This is a genomic window from Velazquezella soli (assembly GCF_977018685.1).
On sequence record NZ_CDRNXF010000004.1, the window covers coordinates 3393992 to 3410199 of the forward strand.

16 protein-coding genes are annotated in these 16208 nt (G+C 59.4%); 3 read left to right on the top strand and 13 right to left on the bottom strand.

Features of this window, described 5'->3' with window-relative positions:
* The first annotated feature begins 94 nt into the window (after positions 1–94).
* The 3 genes from flhB to AC0JZ8_RS20055 all read left to right on the top strand — a co-directional run bounded on the left by flhB (position 95) and on the right by AC0JZ8_RS20055 (position 3966).
* Complete coding sequence (gene flhB, locus AC0JZ8_RS20045) at positions 95–1177, top strand: flagellar biosynthesis protein FlhB (protein ID WP_062453826.1); 1083 nt, start codon at positions 95–97, stop codon at positions 1175–1177.
* Positions 1178–1181: 4 nt separating this feature from the next.
* Positions 1182–1637 (top strand): hypothetical protein, encoded by a 456-nt coding sequence (locus AC0JZ8_RS20050; RefSeq protein ID WP_062453827.1) that lies wholly within the window; start codon positions 1182–1184, stop codon positions 1635–1637.
* A gap of 130 nt (positions 1638–1767) precedes the next feature.
* Positions 1768–3966: a DUF1217 domain-containing protein gene (locus tag AC0JZ8_RS20055; RefSeq protein WP_092661168.1), complete on the top strand. Its 2199-nt coding sequence runs from the start codon at positions 1768–1770 to the stop codon at positions 3964–3966.
* Between the two features lie 5 nt (positions 3967–3971).
* Here AC0JZ8_RS20055 and visR read toward each other — a convergent pair whose 3' ends face one another.
* The 13 genes from visR to AC0JZ8_RS20120 all read right to left on the bottom strand — a co-directional run bounded on the left by visR (position 3972) and on the right by AC0JZ8_RS20120 (position 15967).
* The gene (gene visR, locus AC0JZ8_RS20060; protein ID WP_062453829.1) at positions 3972–4718 is read right to left on the bottom strand and encodes a transcriptional regulator VisR; all 747 of its coding nucleotides are present in this window, start codon (positions 4716–4718) and stop codon (positions 3972–3974) included.
* Positions 4719–4735: 17 nt separating this feature from the next.
* Entirely contained in the window at positions 4736–5452 is a 717-nt protein-coding gene (gene visN / locus AC0JZ8_RS20065) for a transcriptional regulator VisN (RefSeq protein ID WP_082471832.1), read from the bottom strand.
* Between the two features lie 370 nt (positions 5453–5822).
* Complete coding sequence (gene fliF, locus AC0JZ8_RS20070) at positions 5823–7505, bottom strand: flagellar basal-body MS-ring/collar protein FliF (protein WP_062579079.1); 1683 nt, start codon at positions 7503–7505, stop codon at positions 5823–5825.
* 151 nt (positions 7506–7656) lie between these two features.
* Positions 7657–8046 (bottom strand): chemotaxis protein CheT, encoded by a 390-nt coding sequence (gene cheT, locus AC0JZ8_RS20075; RefSeq protein ID WP_062453832.1) that lies wholly within the window; start codon positions 8044–8046, stop codon positions 7657–7659.
* Positions 8047–8077: 31 nt separating this feature from the next.
* Positions 8078–8635 carry a chemoreceptor glutamine deamidase CheD gene (gene cheD, locus AC0JZ8_RS20080; protein WP_062453833.1) on the bottom strand — a complete coding sequence of 186 codons (558 nt, stop codon included), beginning with the start codon at positions 8633–8635 and terminating at the stop codon, positions 8078–8080.
* A complete protein-coding gene (locus AC0JZ8_RS20085; RefSeq protein ID WP_062453834.1) occupies positions 8632–9021 on the bottom strand; it encodes a response regulator in 390 nt (129 codons plus the stop codon). Before AC0JZ8_RS20085 ends, cheD begins: the two co-directional genes overlap by 4 nt.
* Entirely contained in the window at positions 9021–10061 is a 1041-nt protein-coding gene (gene cheB, locus AC0JZ8_RS20090) for a protein-glutamate O-methylesterase CheB (protein ID WP_062453835.1), read from the bottom strand. The genes AC0JZ8_RS20085 and cheB overlap by 1 nt, the downstream gene beginning before the upstream one ends.
* A complete protein-coding gene (gene cheR, locus AC0JZ8_RS20095; protein ID WP_062453836.1) occupies positions 10058–10966 on the bottom strand; it encodes a protein-glutamate O-methyltransferase CheR in 909 nt (302 codons plus the stop codon). The genes cheB and cheR overlap by 4 nt, the downstream gene beginning before the upstream one ends.
* Complete coding sequence (locus AC0JZ8_RS20100) at positions 10963–11442, bottom strand: chemotaxis protein CheW (protein WP_062453837.1); 480 nt, start codon at positions 11440–11442, stop codon at positions 10963–10965. The genes cheR and AC0JZ8_RS20100 overlap by 4 nt, the downstream gene beginning before the upstream one ends.
* Positions 11443–11447: 5 nt before the next feature.
* Positions 11448–13667: a chemotaxis protein CheA gene (locus AC0JZ8_RS20105; protein ID WP_062453838.1), complete on the bottom strand. Its 2220-nt coding sequence runs from the start codon at positions 13665–13667 to the stop codon at positions 11448–11450.
* A gap of 16 nt (positions 13668–13683) precedes the next feature.
* Complete coding sequence (gene cheY1 / locus AC0JZ8_RS20110) at positions 13684–14049, bottom strand: chemotaxis response regulator CheY1 (protein ID WP_062453839.1); 366 nt, start codon at positions 14047–14049, stop codon at positions 13684–13686.
* 2 nt (positions 14050–14051) lie between these two features.
* Positions 14052–14345 carry an STAS domain-containing protein gene (locus AC0JZ8_RS20115; RefSeq protein ID WP_062453840.1) on the bottom strand — a complete coding sequence of 98 codons (294 nt, stop codon included), beginning with the start codon at positions 14343–14345 and terminating at the stop codon, positions 14052–14054.
* The gene (locus tag AC0JZ8_RS20120) at positions 14345–15967 is read right to left on the bottom strand and encodes a methyl-accepting chemotaxis protein (RefSeq protein WP_471893280.1); all 1623 of its coding nucleotides are present in this window, start codon (positions 15965–15967) and stop codon (positions 14345–14347) included. Before AC0JZ8_RS20120 ends, AC0JZ8_RS20115 begins: the two co-directional genes overlap by 1 nt.
* Positions 15968–16208 lie beyond the last annotated feature (241 nt).

Sequence of the window (16208 nt, forward strand, 5' to 3'; positions counted from 1 at the left end):
GAAACCGGCAAACCTTGCGGCGCGGCACGGGCGGACAGATGCCACCGCGCCGTGCTTCTGCTAAGCTTGCTGCCGATGAAGCAGGAGTTGGCTCTTGTCCGACGATCAGGATAAAGACAGCAAAACCGAAGACCCGACTGGTAAAAAAATCCAGGACGCGATGGACAAGGGCAACATCGCGATCTCGTCCGAGGTGGCGATCTTCGCCTCGACGCTTGCCTTCTACATCTACCTGATCTTCTTCCTCCCGCAAAATACCGCGCATCTGGCTGAGGTTCTTAAAGATCTGGTCGAACGCCCCGAACAGTGGCGCATCGATTCGAGCGCGGACCTAGTGTCGCTCTGCGCCTATGTGCTGCTTCAGAGCGCCTATTTCATGCTTCCGGCAGCCGTCCTGTTCATGGGCTTCGGGTTGCTTGCGTCGGCAGGTCAGCACATGCCGTCGTTCATTCTCGAACGAATCAGGCCGCAGTGGAACCGGATCTCGCCGATGTCCGGGTTCAAGCGGCTTTTCTCGATGCAGGGCATGGTCCATTTCGGCAAATCGCTGATCAAGATCGTCGCCGCCGGCATCATCATGTACCTGTCGCTGCGCAACGAGTATTTCAAACTGCTCGATTCGATCTTTTCCGACCCGCAGACGCTGTTCCCAATTCTGGCGCGAATCATCAAGAAGATGATCATCGTCGTCCTGGCCTGCACGTTTCTGGTTGCTGCACTGGATATCGCCTGGACGCGGTTCCACTGGTTTACCGAGCTTCGGATGACCAAGCAGGAAATCAAGGACGAGATGAAGCAGTCGCAGGGCGACCCTTTCGTCAAGGCCCGGCAGCGTTCGATTGCCCGTGATCGCGCCCGTCGGCGCATGATCAACAGCGTTCCGCGCGCCACACTGATCATCACCAACCCGACCCATTATGCGATCGCATTGCGCTATGTCGCGCAGGAATCGGAAGCTCCGGTCGTGGTTGCCAAGGGCCAGGATCTGATTGCGATGCGAATCCGCGAAATTGCTCAGGAGCACGGAATACCGATTTTTGAAGACCCACCGCTCGCCCGTTCCATGTTTGCGCAAGTCTCGGTTGATAGCGTCATCCCATCGGTTTTTTATAAGGCGGTCGCTGAACTGATCCATCGGATCTATGCGGGACGTCGTCAGAACAAACGGATGCGCTGACAGAATGAAAAAATGCTCCTATTCCGCCGTACGTGAAGAAATTCTCGCAAAGGCCATCGGCCCGCTTGCATCCGAATTACGGCTCATCGATGCGGCCGATCTCATTTCGCTTTTGCGGCTTGAGTATCATGCCAATATCTCGGACCTCGTCTCTTCGGCGGCCGAGCTGTATTTCCATCCCGGCACCGTGAATTTCGGCGTCGGTGGCGACTATCATCTCGACTGGGATACGCACCCATCGGTCACGCTGGACCTGGAGATCAAGCCGCGTGGCGTGACGATCCATGCTCAGCTGACGCTTCAGGCCGAAAAGGCGAGCGTCGAAATCAACTACATCAGCTTCCTTTCGCCCTCGGCCAATCCTGACGAGAACACCCGGTTTCTCGAGCGCAGTCTTCAGGACGCAGCCTTCGTACCGTCCATGCGCGGTTTGGCCGGCATGGCCGCCACGGCGAACTAAAAGGCGTCGTACCGCGGATCGTAAAGCTCCGCTTAACCGGGTCTCTGGTACATATGCTTGATTCGGCATTTGACTGCCGAATCAAGCGGCGATGCCCGGGAATGAAGCCCGATCTTTAAGGGTGAAGACCATGACTTCGACGACGCTGTCGACCTATACGAGCTATCTGATCGTCAACCGCGACATGAAGTCGTCGCTTGACCGCGTCGCCAACCAGGGCACGGTCGCTCGCGATACCGAATATTACGAAGCCAATATCGACAAGGTGACGACAGCCGACGAATTCGTCGATGACTATCGACTGTATTCCTATGCGATGAAGGCCTATGGCCTTGAGGAAATGACGTACGGAAAGGCCTTCATGAAGAAGGTCCTGGAGAGCGATCTCAGCGATACTGCAAGCTTTGCCAATTCGCTGACCGACAAGCGCTATGCGACCATGGCGGCAGCTTTCAACTTCGGCACGAAGACCGCCGAGGCGCAGACTTCGGTTCAGGAAGATAATCTCGTCAAGGCGTATCAGGATTCCTTCGATCAGGAAGAAAAGGATATCCAGTCCGAGGTCGACTATTACAGCAAGGCCATCGCTAATATCACCGATGTCGACGACCTCCTGTCGAACAGCCGGCTGAAGACATATGTGCTCGATTCATTCGGGCTCGATGCCAAGTACACGTCCACCAGCTATCTGAAGCAGGTGTTGACCAGCGATCTCGAAGACCCGAACAGCTTTGCCAACCAGACCGGCAGCGACAAGTTCGTGGCGCTAGCCGAAGCGTTCAACTTCCAGGCTGACGGCACGGTCGCAGACGGCGACAGCGCCCAGACGAGCGGCCAGATCGAATCGCTGAGGCTCGATTACGTCTACAACAAATCGACGTTCCCATCCGATACGCTCGCGGCCGCCAACCAGACCTATTGGGAAACCAATATTGCCTCGATGACCAGTGTCGACGAGTTGGTCGACGACCCCCGGATGGTCGAGTATCTGACCACGGCCTTCAGCGTCAAAGTGCAGTTCACCTCCACGATCCGGTCGCTGCTGACCAGCGATTCGGCTGCAGCGACGCTCGGCTATACGGGCGTCAAGGCGATGTTCAATTTCCAGAGCGACGGTTCGATCGCCGCTGGCGAGACCGCTCAGAACCAGACCCAGCTGGCGTCTACCAGCACCTCCTACCAGACGGCCTTCAAGGCCAACCAGGAAGATGCGGTCACCAATGCGGTCACCAACTATCAGACGCGCATCGCCGAGGTGAAAAGCGTCGATGACTTTCTAAGTTCGAATAAAGACGACGACGACGATACCAATGACGATGTGACGGAGATCTGGGACGTCGCGCTGCGCGCCTACGGGATCGATCCGGCCGATGTCAGCAAGAGCCGGCTCAAGGATATTCTGGCAAGTGATCCGAACGACCCGAAGAGCTATGTCAACCAGCTGAAAGACGACCGGTACGTCAATCTGGTCAAGGCGTTCAACTTCGACGCGGAAGGCGATATCGACACGCCTCTCCTCGTCCAGTCAGCCAGCGTCATCAGCAATTTCGCGACAGACTACAAGACGGAACAGCTCAAACTTCTCAAGGGCAGCGCTCGCGAGAAGGCGGAGGAAGCTGCCGACAAGGAGATCGACTACTACAATACCCAGATGCAGACGATCACCACGGCCGCCGAGCTTATTGCCGACGACCGCCTGGTGTCCTTCGTGCTCGAATCGAAGGGGATCGATCCCAAATCGGTCACCAAGGACGAGCTGAAGAACATGTTCTCGTCCGATCTCGACAATCCCAAAAGCTATGTGAACAGTCTTGCCAACGGCGTATTTGCTGAGATCGTCGCATCGTTCAACTTCGATAGCGAAGGCAACCTTTCTGCGCAGCCCGTGGGCACGATCCAGCAGCGCGGCGACGTGCTGGCGACCGTCAATAACTACAAGCAACAGACGCTTGAAGAGCAGGAGGGGGAATCCAACGAGGGCGTGCGGCTGGCGCTGTATTTCGAGCGCAAGGCGGCGGACGTTACGAGCGCCTATACGATCCTTGGCGACACGGCGCTTTTCGAGTTCTTCAAGACGACGTTCAGCATGTCCGACTACATATCCAACATGGATACGGATCAGCAGGCGAGCATGATCGAGAAATACGTCGACATCTCGAAGCTTCAGGATCCGGACTACGTGACCAAGTTGATCAAGCAATACACGGCGCTCTACGATTCCGAGAACAGTTCGACGACATCGCCGGCGCTGACGCTGCTCACAACCACCGGCACGACACGCATCAGCTCCGATACGCTGCTTGCCGTCGCCCAGCTTTCATCGAAATAGAGACTTCAGTGGATGTAGCCGAGGCGGATCGCCTTGGCGATCGCCTGGATGCGGTTCACGGAATTGAGCTTGATCGTCGCGGAGCCGAGATAGGCGTTGACAGTGTGAACGGAGAGGCCAAGCTTCTCGGCGATCTCTTCGCTGATACGACCGTCGCCGGCCAGTTGAAGACACGCCACTTCCCGTTCGCTCAGGGATTCGGCCGGCACGCTTCGACGCTCATCGAGTGCCAGAAGGTCCATCATGACCTGACAACTTCTGACGTGCTGGTCGATGATCAGATTGCTGCCCAGCTCCAGCGAGCCCGACAAAAACGTGACGTAGCCATTCCCGAGAGCACCCAACCGCACCGGGAATGCAATTCCTGACGATGGCATGATCCGGTCGTCGATCTTGCGCACGAGCGAGGAAAAATCGCCGGCCTCGCTATAGGCCCCTTTTTCCGTGCCGGTCCACACGATCGGCAGGATCGACATTTCGATATGATCGAGAAACATATCGCCGTAGGAGCTCACGAGTACGCCCTGATGCTCCCCGCTTCCGGCGCCCCAGTTGTCCAGCTCGCAGACCAGCTTGCGCTTGTTGGGAAGCCCGGCGCCGGTAACACGAAACACAGCGAAGTGCCGCGCCTTGAGGTTCCTCTGCATGGCGACGAGTTTGGGAAATATGTCCGAACGACTGGAGGCACGCTGAAGACGCAGATACTGGATGCTGCCCGGTCCATCTGACGTTCCACCGCGGGAAAAGCCCATTGTTGCCCCAAGCCTTCCTAAACCAGATTGTTGCGTACGGCATAAGCGATCGCTTCCGACCGCGTTTTGGTTGCCGTCTTACGCATCACGCTGGTGATGTAGTTGTTGATCGTATTGCGGGAGATCCCGAGGATCACCGCTATCTCATCGCTGGTCTTGCCCTCGGCGATCCAGAACAGGCATTCCAGCTCGCGTTCCGTCAGTTCGAAGTCGCGTTCGGCCTTGGCATCGCGCGCCTCGGCAAAGCTTGCGCCATAGGATGCAAACAGTCCGACTTCGCGAAGTCTTTCCTGTGACAGGATGATGCCTTCCAGGAAAAGCAGCATCAGAGAGAAACGGGTTTTGCCGACGCAGAATGTCAGCGAACAGTATTGGCGGCTGATGTCGTCCGGCGGCGTGATGTCATCGGGCAGGAGCGCGAAGCTCGGGGTCAGCAGCGACAGACACTTTTCGAGTTCCGTCGAACGCGCATAACCACTCGCCAGATCCGCCCCGAGCCGTCGGACGAGATCGAATGGCCAGTTGGAGGTTACGATGAAATCGAGACCGTGTTCCTGGACGAGGTCGTAGCGGGCGAGAAGAAAATGCGAAGCGCCAACGTAGTCTGCGAGCAGCCGCATGATAGCCTGAACGTTGTTCGATCTCGACAAGATCGAAAGCCGTCTTACCAGTTGTTCACGGGAGATAATTTTCGACCCAGGTCCATCGTGATACGCGCGCTGGTCGATCGTCATCTCTGCTTCAGGCAACTCCACCGTTATCTGCTCCCCACCGGCTCCTCTCCCCGAAGGGCGACACCGGTATGTTCAAACGACGTATGGCATCCGCTTCCAGAATTAAGGCAGTTCCGGGTGCCGATACCCTGGCGTGACCGGTCCATTCCGAATCAGACTTCACATGTGCAAAGCCTAGACGTTGCCGTACGAATCAGGGCCATTGTAGGAATCGCTTTTGGAAATGCTATGCCGCGAGCGCCGATTTTGCCCACTTCCATCCATAAAGGCTTCATCAATGAGGCTAAAATGCGCCAACTGTATGGCAATGCCCACGCGACAAGGCCGGGACGAGCCCGGCCTGTTGTGATCATATGTTTGTGAAGGCAGTTTAGGCTGCTTTGTCGATCGCCCACTTGCGCAGGATTTTCGCGGCCCGCTCTTCGGAGATCTCGACCATGCGGGAGAGACGTTTTTCCGGACCTTCCTTGACCCGGCGGTTGAAGCCGCCGTCGTCGGCACCGCCCATAAGATCGTCCGAGCTGTCGAAACCGAAGTCGGCGCCGAAGCCATCCATGAGCGCCGGGCTTGCGCCACCCGGTGAGAAGTCGGGAAGTTCGAGGCCGGCCGCATCGGCGGTAAGCTCTCCGGCCGGGACGCTGGTGTTGCCACCGACGGTGCGCACCAGAGGACGAAGGCCAAGCCAGACCACGAGGAAGGCGACAAGAACGAACGCAAGCGAGTTGATGATGCCGCCGATATTACGGTTGAGCACTTCCATCATACCCGGACCAGACGAAGCGGCCTCGTCGAGAAGCTGGGTTTCGACGAAATCCATGGCCGTGAGTGTGACGACATCGCCGCGGTCGCTGCTGATGCCGGCAGCCGAAGACACGATCTTCTGCATTTCGGCAAGATAGGCGTCGACCTTTGCCTGATCCGCGGGCTCGCCCACCATCTTGGCAATACGGCCCTTGTTGACGACGACGGCGATCGAAATCTTTTCAATCTGATAGCCGTTGCGAACTGTCGCCGTGGTCTTCTGATTGATTTCGTAGTTGGTCTGCTCTTCCTTCTTGTCCGACTGGTCGGAGGATTTAGGAGCGCCGTCGCCGCCGGCCTGAGGAGCGGCCTGGGGAACGTTCTGCTCGACCGTGGTCGCGCTGTCGTTCTGGGCCTGCTGCGACTTGGAAGCTTCCTTGGTGGAGCGCACCGACCGTTCAACGCGGGAGTTCGGGTCGAAAACGGTTTCCTGGATCTGCTGGCTGTCGGTGTTGAGGGCGGCAGTCACGCTGGAGCGGAAGTTATCCATTCCGAGAAAGGGTGCCAACGCCTTGTCGATGTTGTTTTCGATTTCCTGCTGGACCGACTGGACCACACCGAGCGAACGGCTGATCTGGCTGTTGCTGCCATCGTCACCCGAGGCGAGAAGCTGGCCGGTTGAATCGAGGATCGTGACGTCGTCGACTTCGAGGCCCGGGACGGCCGAGGCGACGAGATGGCGGATAGACGCAGCGGCTTTGCGACCGGCGGATGCGTTCGCACGGATCATCACGGACGCCGTCGGCTTCTGCTCGCCGCGACGGAAGTTGCCGGCATCAGGCATGACGATGTGGACGCGTGCGGCCGACACGCCGGAGATCTGCTGGATCGAACGGCCGATTTCGCCTTCGAGCGCCCTCACCCGCGTGACTTCCTGCATGAAGGAGGTCAGACCGAGCGAGCCGACATTGTCAAACAGCTCGTAGCCGGCATTGGCGCTGTTGGGCAGGCCGCGTTCTGCAAGCATCAGACGCGCCTTGCCGGTCATACCGACAGGCACCTGGATGCTTGCGCCATCAGAGCCAACCTCAAAGGGCATGTTGGCTTCCGCAAGGGCGATGCTGATCTGATTGAGATCGGCTGTTTCCAGACCGACATACAGTCCCTCATAGGAGGGCTTGTTCACATAAAGGGCAGCGGCCAGAACGATCGCTATCGAAACGACGCCGACGGCGCCCAGCGCGATCAATCGTGTCTGGCCAAGACTGGCCAGATTTTTGAATATTGTTGGAAATTGAGATAACAGATTCATTCTGTCCCACGCCGCCAGATAACATCTCGAGCCTATGCCCAGCATCACCCTAGGGAGCGAAGCTTGCGCGAGCGTTTCGAAACGTCCTGTCTGGTTGCCGCATGATGATTGCAACGCGGCCTGGCAGCAGGGTCAGAGACAGTCTCTGACGTCAGAAGAAATCGAAGTCTCCAGCGGCCTTGTTGAGCGGCTGGGAGTGGCCGTGGCGCATCCCGTTGGCCAGCGCCTTCTGCATGTCGGCAAGTTTGACGAGGCTGAGAGCCGTCGACAGATCCACCATCCAGTCGCTCGGGATGCTCGCGGTGACGGTATCGATGAACTCTGCGAGACCCCGCGTTTTCTGCACCGCGAGATCGATGCCCTGCAGCACTTTTACGCTGTCGGGCGAATGAAGCAGGCCCGGGCCGCCCAGTTCCAACACCTGCGGTTCGATACGCTCGATCAGATAGGCGACATCGTGCAGCTCCGAGACGAGGCGCATCAGTACCTCGGGCAGAGATTCCTCAAGGGAATCGCGTATCGGGGCGGTGATTTCAGTCATGAATTTCCTCGTCTTTACCCAGGCGTAAGAATTAAAAGAATTCGATCGAGCTTTCGACGGGCTTTGGTGGCGTACGGACAGGACGCTGCTCCAGCGCAACCGTCTTTTGCGTTTCGGCGCCTGTGAGAGGATATTGCCGGGCACGGCCGCTGACCGGCCAGAATTCCAGCTTGCGGCCGTGATCGCCTCCGGTCGAGGACCCCACCACCGGAATGCCTTCGTCACGCAGGAACTCCACGGCGAAGGCCGCATTCTGTTCGCCGACATTGGAGAAACTGGCAATCGTCTTTGCGCCGCCGAAGATCTTTGCCTCGAGCCGGTCACGACGGGCACCCTTTTTCAGGAGACCGTTGATCAGCAACTCCATCAGGTGCACGCCGTAGCGGGTCGCGTCGCCCCCCGACGACGCTGCCCCGCCCGAGCCCGGAAGCAGGAAGTGGTTCATGCCGCCGACACCGGCGACAGGATCACGAAGGCAGGCAGCCACGCACGAGCCAAGAATCGTCGACAAAACCACATTGGGATCGCTTTCGACCTTGAATTCGCCCTGGATAATATGGACGCGTTTGGCACCTGCCGGGTCGTTCATTTAAGGGCTCCGAACACCGCCTCGATAGCAGCTTTCATCTTTTCGATTGTGAATGGCTTGGCGAGCACGTTGTTGGCGCCGAGCTGAGCAGCCTTCTGAACCAGAGCGCGATCGCCCTGCGCCGTCAGAATGATAAACGCTGCCTTCTTGGTGTTCGGGTTGGTGCGCACTGCCTGCAGCAGGCCCAGACCGTCCATGTTCGGCATGTTGAAGTCCGAGATCACCAGGTGATGCGGCTGCTCGGCCATGATCTTCATGCCCTGCACACCATCGCCGGCGGCAGTGATCTGCTTGAAACCGAGCTGTGTCAGAGCGTCGCTGAGCAGCAGTCGGCTGGTGACCTGATCGTCGACGATCAGAACTTTGATTTTTTCAGCGAGGGACATTATTCGGTACCTTCTTTTCGGGCGGCAGTTAGTTTCAGTATTTCGTCTCCGATGGAGCCGAGCGGCAGCTGCTGCTCGACTGCACCAATTTCGTAGGCGACCCTCGGCATGCCGTAGACCACACATGTCTTTTCGTTCTGGCCGATCGTGCGAGCGCCTGCGCTACGCATCCTCAACAGTCCCGAAGCCCCGTCGCGACCCATGCCCGTCAGGATAGCCCCGACCGCATTGCGACCAGCCAACTCCGCGACCGAATCAAACAGGACATCGACCGAGGGCCTGTGGCCGTTCACCGGATCGCGTTCGACCAGCCGGCAGCATGGCGCCGACGGATTGACCACCTGAAGGTGCCGGTCGCCACCAGGCGCGAGATAGATCTTGCCGATCTCGAGACGCGCACCATCGGTCGCTTCCTGCACTACAGGAGCGCAGATACGATTAAGCCGTTCAGCAAAACTTTTCGTAAACGTGGACGGCATATGTTGAGTGATTACAGTCGGTGGGCAGTTCAGCGGAAACTTTTGAAGCACTGCGATCAACGCTTCAACGCCACCGGTAGAAGATCCGATCGCCACAACCTTGCGACCGTTGCGGTAATCTGATGCCGGCGTCGGGACCATTGAGACCGGAGCACTGACCTGTCGGCGTGCAGAGCGTGCCGCAGCCTTTACCTTTTCAGCGAGATCCATGAACGGGCGAACGTCTCCCGGCACCGGCTTTCCGACGCAGTCGAACGCACCGATTTCGAGCGCGGCAAGCGTTGCGTCGGCGCCGCGCTGGGTCATGGTCGAGACCATGATGACCGGCATCGGACGCAGACGCATGATCTTTTCGAGGAAGTCGAGGCCGTTCATGTTCGGCATCTCGATGTCCAGCGTCACGACATCAGGATTGAGCTGCTTGATGGCGCTACGCGCTTCCATCGCATCGCTGGCCTGCCCGACGACGCTGACATCGGGATCGGAATTGAGGACGGCCGTGATCAGGCCTCGCATGGTCGGGCTATCGTCGACGACGAGAACTCTGGCCGGTGCGATCATGCCTTCCTCCCGGCATTCTTGCCCATATATTTGTAGGTCGTGATGCCGATATTATCGAACGTGTTCTTCGCTTCGCCCGATACCCGCTCCGAATGGCCGATATAGAGATGGCCGCCTTCCGGAAGAAGCTGGGAGAAGCGCGACCAGATTTTCACCTGGGTCGGTTCGTCGAAATAGATCACGACGTTGCGGCAGAAGATGATGTCGAAACCACCCTTGAAGGGCCATTGCGCCATCAGGTTCAGTTCGTTGAAGGTGATAAGCTTCTTGACGCGATCATCGACCTGGAACTTGCGGCGGCCACCGACGTCGACCTCGCGGAACCACTGCTTGCGCATGGCCGGGGAAACAGTTTCGAGGGCACCTTCGTCATAGGCTCCTGCCCGCGCGGCAGCCAGGATCTTAGGGTCGATATCGGTTGCCAAGATGCGGAAATCATAGTCGGCAGCGTTGGGAAGAAGGCCCAGCACCGTCAGCGCGATCGAATAGGGCTCCTGCCCGTCGGAACAGGCCGCCGACCATATGCGCACACGTCCGCCATTGCGGGCACGCTGGATCAGCCCGGGCAGGACCTCGTCCCGAAGGTGCTCGAAGTGGTGGTTCTCTCGAAAGAAACGGGTGAAGTTCGTCGTCAGATGCGACAGCATCTCCCGGCGTGCCGGAGCGCCCTCGACAGAGGCGACCAGGGTACAGTATTCCCGAAAGCCCCGCAGTCCGAGGTTGCGGATATGCTTGGACAAGCGGGAATAGACGAGCGACGCCTTGGAATCGTTGAGGTAGATCCCGGCATCGGCGTAGATCATCGCCGCAATCTCCGACAGGTCGCGACGAGTCAACGGGTATTCCCCGCTGGCGAGGACTTCGTCCGGCGACTGTCTGGCTTCTATGGCGCCCAGGGGCATCATGCGGCTTCGCTTTCCTTTTCGAGGTACGTCTCGGGGAAGAGATGATCCAGCTCGATCATGCAGATCATCCGCTTATCGAACGCCAGAATGCCCTTCGCGTATTGTTTCGCCAGGTCGGAGGAAATCTCCGGCACAGGCTGGATATTCTCTTCTGTAATCGTAAGGATATCGGAAACGGCCTCGACCAGCAGGCCGACGATCCGTTTCCCGACCTGCGCAACGATGATGACGTGACGCGCCGTCGGTTCGGCATCCTTCATTCCAAGCCGCGCCGACAGATCGACGATCGGCAGCACGGCGCCGCGCAGATTGATCACGCCGCGCACATCGGCGGGAGCGTGCGGCAGCTGCATTGCCGGCGTCCATCCGCGGATTTCGCGGACAGACATGATGTTGACGCTGAATTCCTGATCGCCGATCCGGAAAGCGATCAGCTCCCGGCTTGCCTGCGTCAGATTTTTCACAGCGTAGGACATTGTGTTCAACCTGTCGCAGCGAGCGACATCTCCGGACTGAGCGACTGCCCGCGGGACGCGGCAACCACTGCGTCAACATCCAGGATGAGAGCGACGCGGCCATCACCAAGGATGGTGGCGGCGGCAATGCCCGGAACATGGGTGTAGTTGGCTTCCAGCGACTTGATGACGACCTGACGCTGACCCTGGATGGCATCGACCATCAGCGCGCGCTGACCGCCGCCTTCGGATTCGACCAGAAGTGCCACGCCCTCGACCGGATTTGCCTGTGTGGCGCGGAAGTTGAGGATGCGGCCGACATCGACCAGCGGGCAGAACGAGTTGCGGATCGAGATGAGCCGCTGCGTTGCGCCAAACGAGTGGATGGCAGACGCTTCCGGCTGCAATGTCTCCACGATCGCCGTCAACGGCACGACAAGCGTCTGGCCGGCAACCGTTACCACCATGCCGTCAAGGACGGCGAGCGTGAGCGGCAGGCTCATGGTGAAGGTCGAGCCCAGACCCGGGCGCGAGGAGATCGAGATACGGCCGCCAAGTGCCTGGATCGAACGCTTGACCACATCCATGCCGACGCCGCGGCCGGAAATGTCGGAGATCGTGTCGGCCGTCGAGAAGCCAGGCGCGAAGATGAGGTTGTCGATTTCCTCGTCCGACAGATTGGCATCCGGCGAAATCAGGTCGTTGTCGATTGCCTTCTGCTTGACGCGCTCACGGTTGATGCCGCCACCGTCGTCGATCAGTTCGATCAGGATGCGGCCCGAACGATGCTTGGCCGAAAGCTTGATCGTGCCTTCCGGATCCTTGCCGGCGGCTTCGCGCTTTTCAGGGCTTTCGATGCCGTGGTCGACAGCGTTTCGGATCATGTGGGTCAACGGCTCGGCGATCTTGTCGATAACCGTCTTGTCGACTTCGGTGTTCTCGCCTTCGGTGACCAGACGGATCTGCTTGCCGACCATGTCTGCGACTTCGCGGACGATACGCGACATGCGCTGGAAGACCGGCTTGACCGGCTGCGCGCGGATCGCCATGACCGAGTCCTGGATCTCGCGCGTCAGCTGCTGCAGCTCTTCGAGACCCATATTGACGGCGGAGGTGCCGCTGGCATCGTTTTCGATGACGCTCTGCGAGAGCATCGCCTGGTTGATGACAAGCTCGCCGACCAGGTTGATCAGGCGATCGACGCGATCGAGATCGACGCGGATCGTCTGGCCGGCGGCCGCTGTGGCAGCGGCCTGGGCCGGAGCCGGCGCGGGTGCTGCGGCTTCCTTCTTTTCGACGCGTGCCGCGGCGGCAGCCATCTTGCTGACGTTGGCGGCAGCTTCAGTCGCCACGACGGCGGCTGCCTCGTCGGCAGCCTTCGTGTCGGAGCCGAGCTCATCGTCGAGCGACGAGAGATCGAATGGTACCGGAACCATCGGCAGTTCTTCGTCGCTTGGCTTTGCTGCGGCCAGCTTGACGTCGAGATCACAGTCCCACTCGGCGAATTCGAACACCGAGCGAATATCGGCTTCGGTCTTTTCGGTCGTCAGGGAGATTTTCCAGCTGAAATAGGAGGCTTCCGGATCCAGCTTGTCGAGGGTCGGCAGCTGCTCCATGTCGCAGCCGACGCTCATCTCGCCGAGCTTGGACAGGTCGCGCAGCAGGAGGGCTGCTTCGTTGCCCTTGGCATAGAGATCGTGGCGCGGCTTGAAGCCGATCTCGTAGACCGACCCTTTTGCTGCCGGGACGTCGTCGTCGAAACCATCGAAGGTGAAAGGTATCGGCTGGAAACCGCTGTCATCGCTCGGCTTCGGTGCCTCGGCCTTTGCAGGCTTTGCGACTTCGGCATGGGCCGAAGGCATTTCGCCATGGGCAAGGGCTTCCAGTTCCTTGACGAGGCCGCGTGATCGCGCCTCGTCCACACCACCGCCGTCACGGGACGCGGTGACGAGATCGGCGAGCACGTCGGCCGATTTCAGCATCACCTTCAGAACGTCCTGGTTCGGCTCGAGCTTGTTGGACCGGACGCAGTCGAGCGTCGTCTCGAAGACGTGGGCAAAGCCCACGAGGTCATCGAGGCCGAAGGCGCCTGCTCCACCCTTGATGGAATGAACGGCGCGGAAGACGGCGTTGACCGTTTCGGGGTCGCGGTCCCCGTCGTTCAGCTTCAGCAGACCAGATTCCAGTTCAGCGAGCTGTTCTTCGCATTCCTGAAAGAAGATCTCTTTGATTTCGTTCATATCCATGGGAGGATTTCCTGGCTCAGGCGGTTACACGCTCGATGGCATCGATCAGTTTGGCGGGATCGAACGGCTTGACGATCCAACCCGTGGCACCGGCCTGGCGGGCGCGGTTCTTCTTCTCCGCGTCGCTTTCCGTGGTCAGGACCAGGATCGGGATGGCGCGGTACTTGTCGTTGCGGCGAACGCCTTCGATGAAACCGAAGCCGTCGAGGCGCGGCATGTTGATGTCGGTGACGATCACATCGGGGTTGCAGCCTTCGAGGACTTCGAGACCTTCGATGCCGTCTTCAGCCTGGATGGTTTCGAAACCGGCGTTGTTAAGAGTGACCAGAAGCATGTTCCGGATCGTCCGTGAATCGTCCACGGTCAGGACTTTTTTCTTCATCGCTAAATCTCCTTAGCAACCAAATTCTGTGTATCGAGGCCGATGAGCTGCATCGTCTTGACGAAGGCATCGGAAGGCTTTTGGACGGCAAAGGACTTCTTGTCGTCATCCCAGGCGTTTGCGCCGGCGACGAGGACCTGGACGCACTGGACGCCGAGACGCTCGACACCGGACGCATCGATGACGATGTCGCTACCGCGCATGGACAGCAGTTTGGCGTGCAGCGCGGACGCCTCGTTGAGGTCCAGCACGGAAGACAGTTTCAAACTTCCCGGACCGGCTTTCTTGGCCGCCATCAGCTTATTCCTTGTCGTTTGGAGTAAAATGTCTCTGAGGAACCGATGCGTTCCGCCGCGGCCCGCGGGGAGATGTCGGTGGCAATTTCCGGCCGGCGTGCAGCCGGCCTTGAGCGGTCGTCATCGTAACGGCCCTGTCGCGCAATCCGGAATTCGCGAACCGTGCGTCCAAGCTCCAGGATCACCGTCTGCAATTCGTCCGCGCCTTCGCCCGAGCGACGCGCCAGAACGGCATTGGATGCGACTTCCTGGCTGAGATCACTGACATGTGCCGTGACGACGTCGAGGCCTTCCGCCTGGACCCCGGTATCGCGAGCAATGCCCGCAATCGTGTCGTTGATGGCGGACACCTGCTGGACGATGCCATCGATGGCGCCCTGCGTGCGGTGAACCATTTCGACACCCGCATCGACCTGCGTCTTGGTGCCGTTGACGAGCGTCTTGATCTCGCGGGCGGCCTCGGCGGAACGCTGGGCGAGCGCTCTCACTTCCTGGGCGACGACCGCAAAGCCGCGGCCACTGTCGCCGGCGCGGGCGGCCTCGATGCCGGCATTGAGGGCAAGGAGGTTGGTCTGGAATGCGATCTCGTCGATCGTCCCGATGATCTGGCCGATCTTTTCGGCGGAGGCTTCGATATCTGCCATGGCGCTGATTGCCTGGCCGACGACCTTGCCGCTGTCTTCCGCCGAGCGGCGCGTCGCAGCCGTCGCCTTTTCGGCGGCGGCCGTGCCGACGGCACTCTGGCGGACACCGGCAGCGATCGACGAAAGCGTTTCGCCGGACTTTTGCAAGCGGGCGGACTGGTTCTCGGAAGTTCTGGCGAACGTGCGTGCGCTCTCGGAAAGCGCGTCGGTCAGCATGTCCGCCTGGATTCCGGTTTCGCCGACGGTCTCGAATGTCGTGCGGATGTCGCCGATGGCGCTGTTGAGGATGTCGCCGAGTTCGCGATAGGCGTCCGGCATGTCGTCCGGAACCTTTGCGGTCAGATCGCGATCGGCCAGCGCTGAAACCACGGAGAGGAACGTCTCAACGGCCTGCGCCTGATCGGCCTGGCGCTGCTCGGTCAGGGCACGCTGGTGCTTGAGGCGCAATTCGTTAAAGCGCAACGACACCGCGATCTCCGCGTCGACCATGACGAGGCGCACGATTGCGCTGACGAGATCGTTGAGTTCCTGTTCGCGCTTGCGACTTGCCGGAAGAATGGAGCGGGATGACATTCCGGTGACCGCACCGGTGATCAGATGCTCGAGCATCACCGAATGACCGGCAAGGTGCCAGCGCGGATCAAGACCCATGCGGCTTTCGGTATCGGAGAGGAGTTTGACTCGTTCGGCATACAGTGCATCGAAGCGCGCGTCGCTGAGCACGCTCCAGTGAGACGCCTGGAGGTCATGCAGGCGTTCGATCTGCTGTTCGCTTTCGAAGATACCGGCAGCCTCGGGAACGGACTGCAGCCGGTGAAAATAGTCGCGCAATCCGGCTTTGAGATGAGGTTCGAGCTGCGGCCGGCACCGGCGCAGCAAGTCGCGCAGGTCCCCGTCGAGGCCAGCAAAGGCCAAGCGTTCACTCAGGCTGCCTGCCTGGCTCCGTCGCCCCTGTTCTGTCGGCGTGTCCTGCACCAAAACCGTCCCCGCATGAAAGTCAGACCAACCCGACGAGTTGGTGTATTGCCGCCCAGCGAGGCAAATCCGAAACGGGAGGGAGCGTGCCGGGACAGGCCATGACCTGTCTGCGGTGGCGACGCTTATACCGCGAAGCATTTCGTAATCTGTCGATGAGAAATACCGGATTCAGACCGGTACGGCTTGGCGGCTTCATGCCTGTTGGGAGCCCTCGGGACATCCCATTCGCCGTCTATCTAAT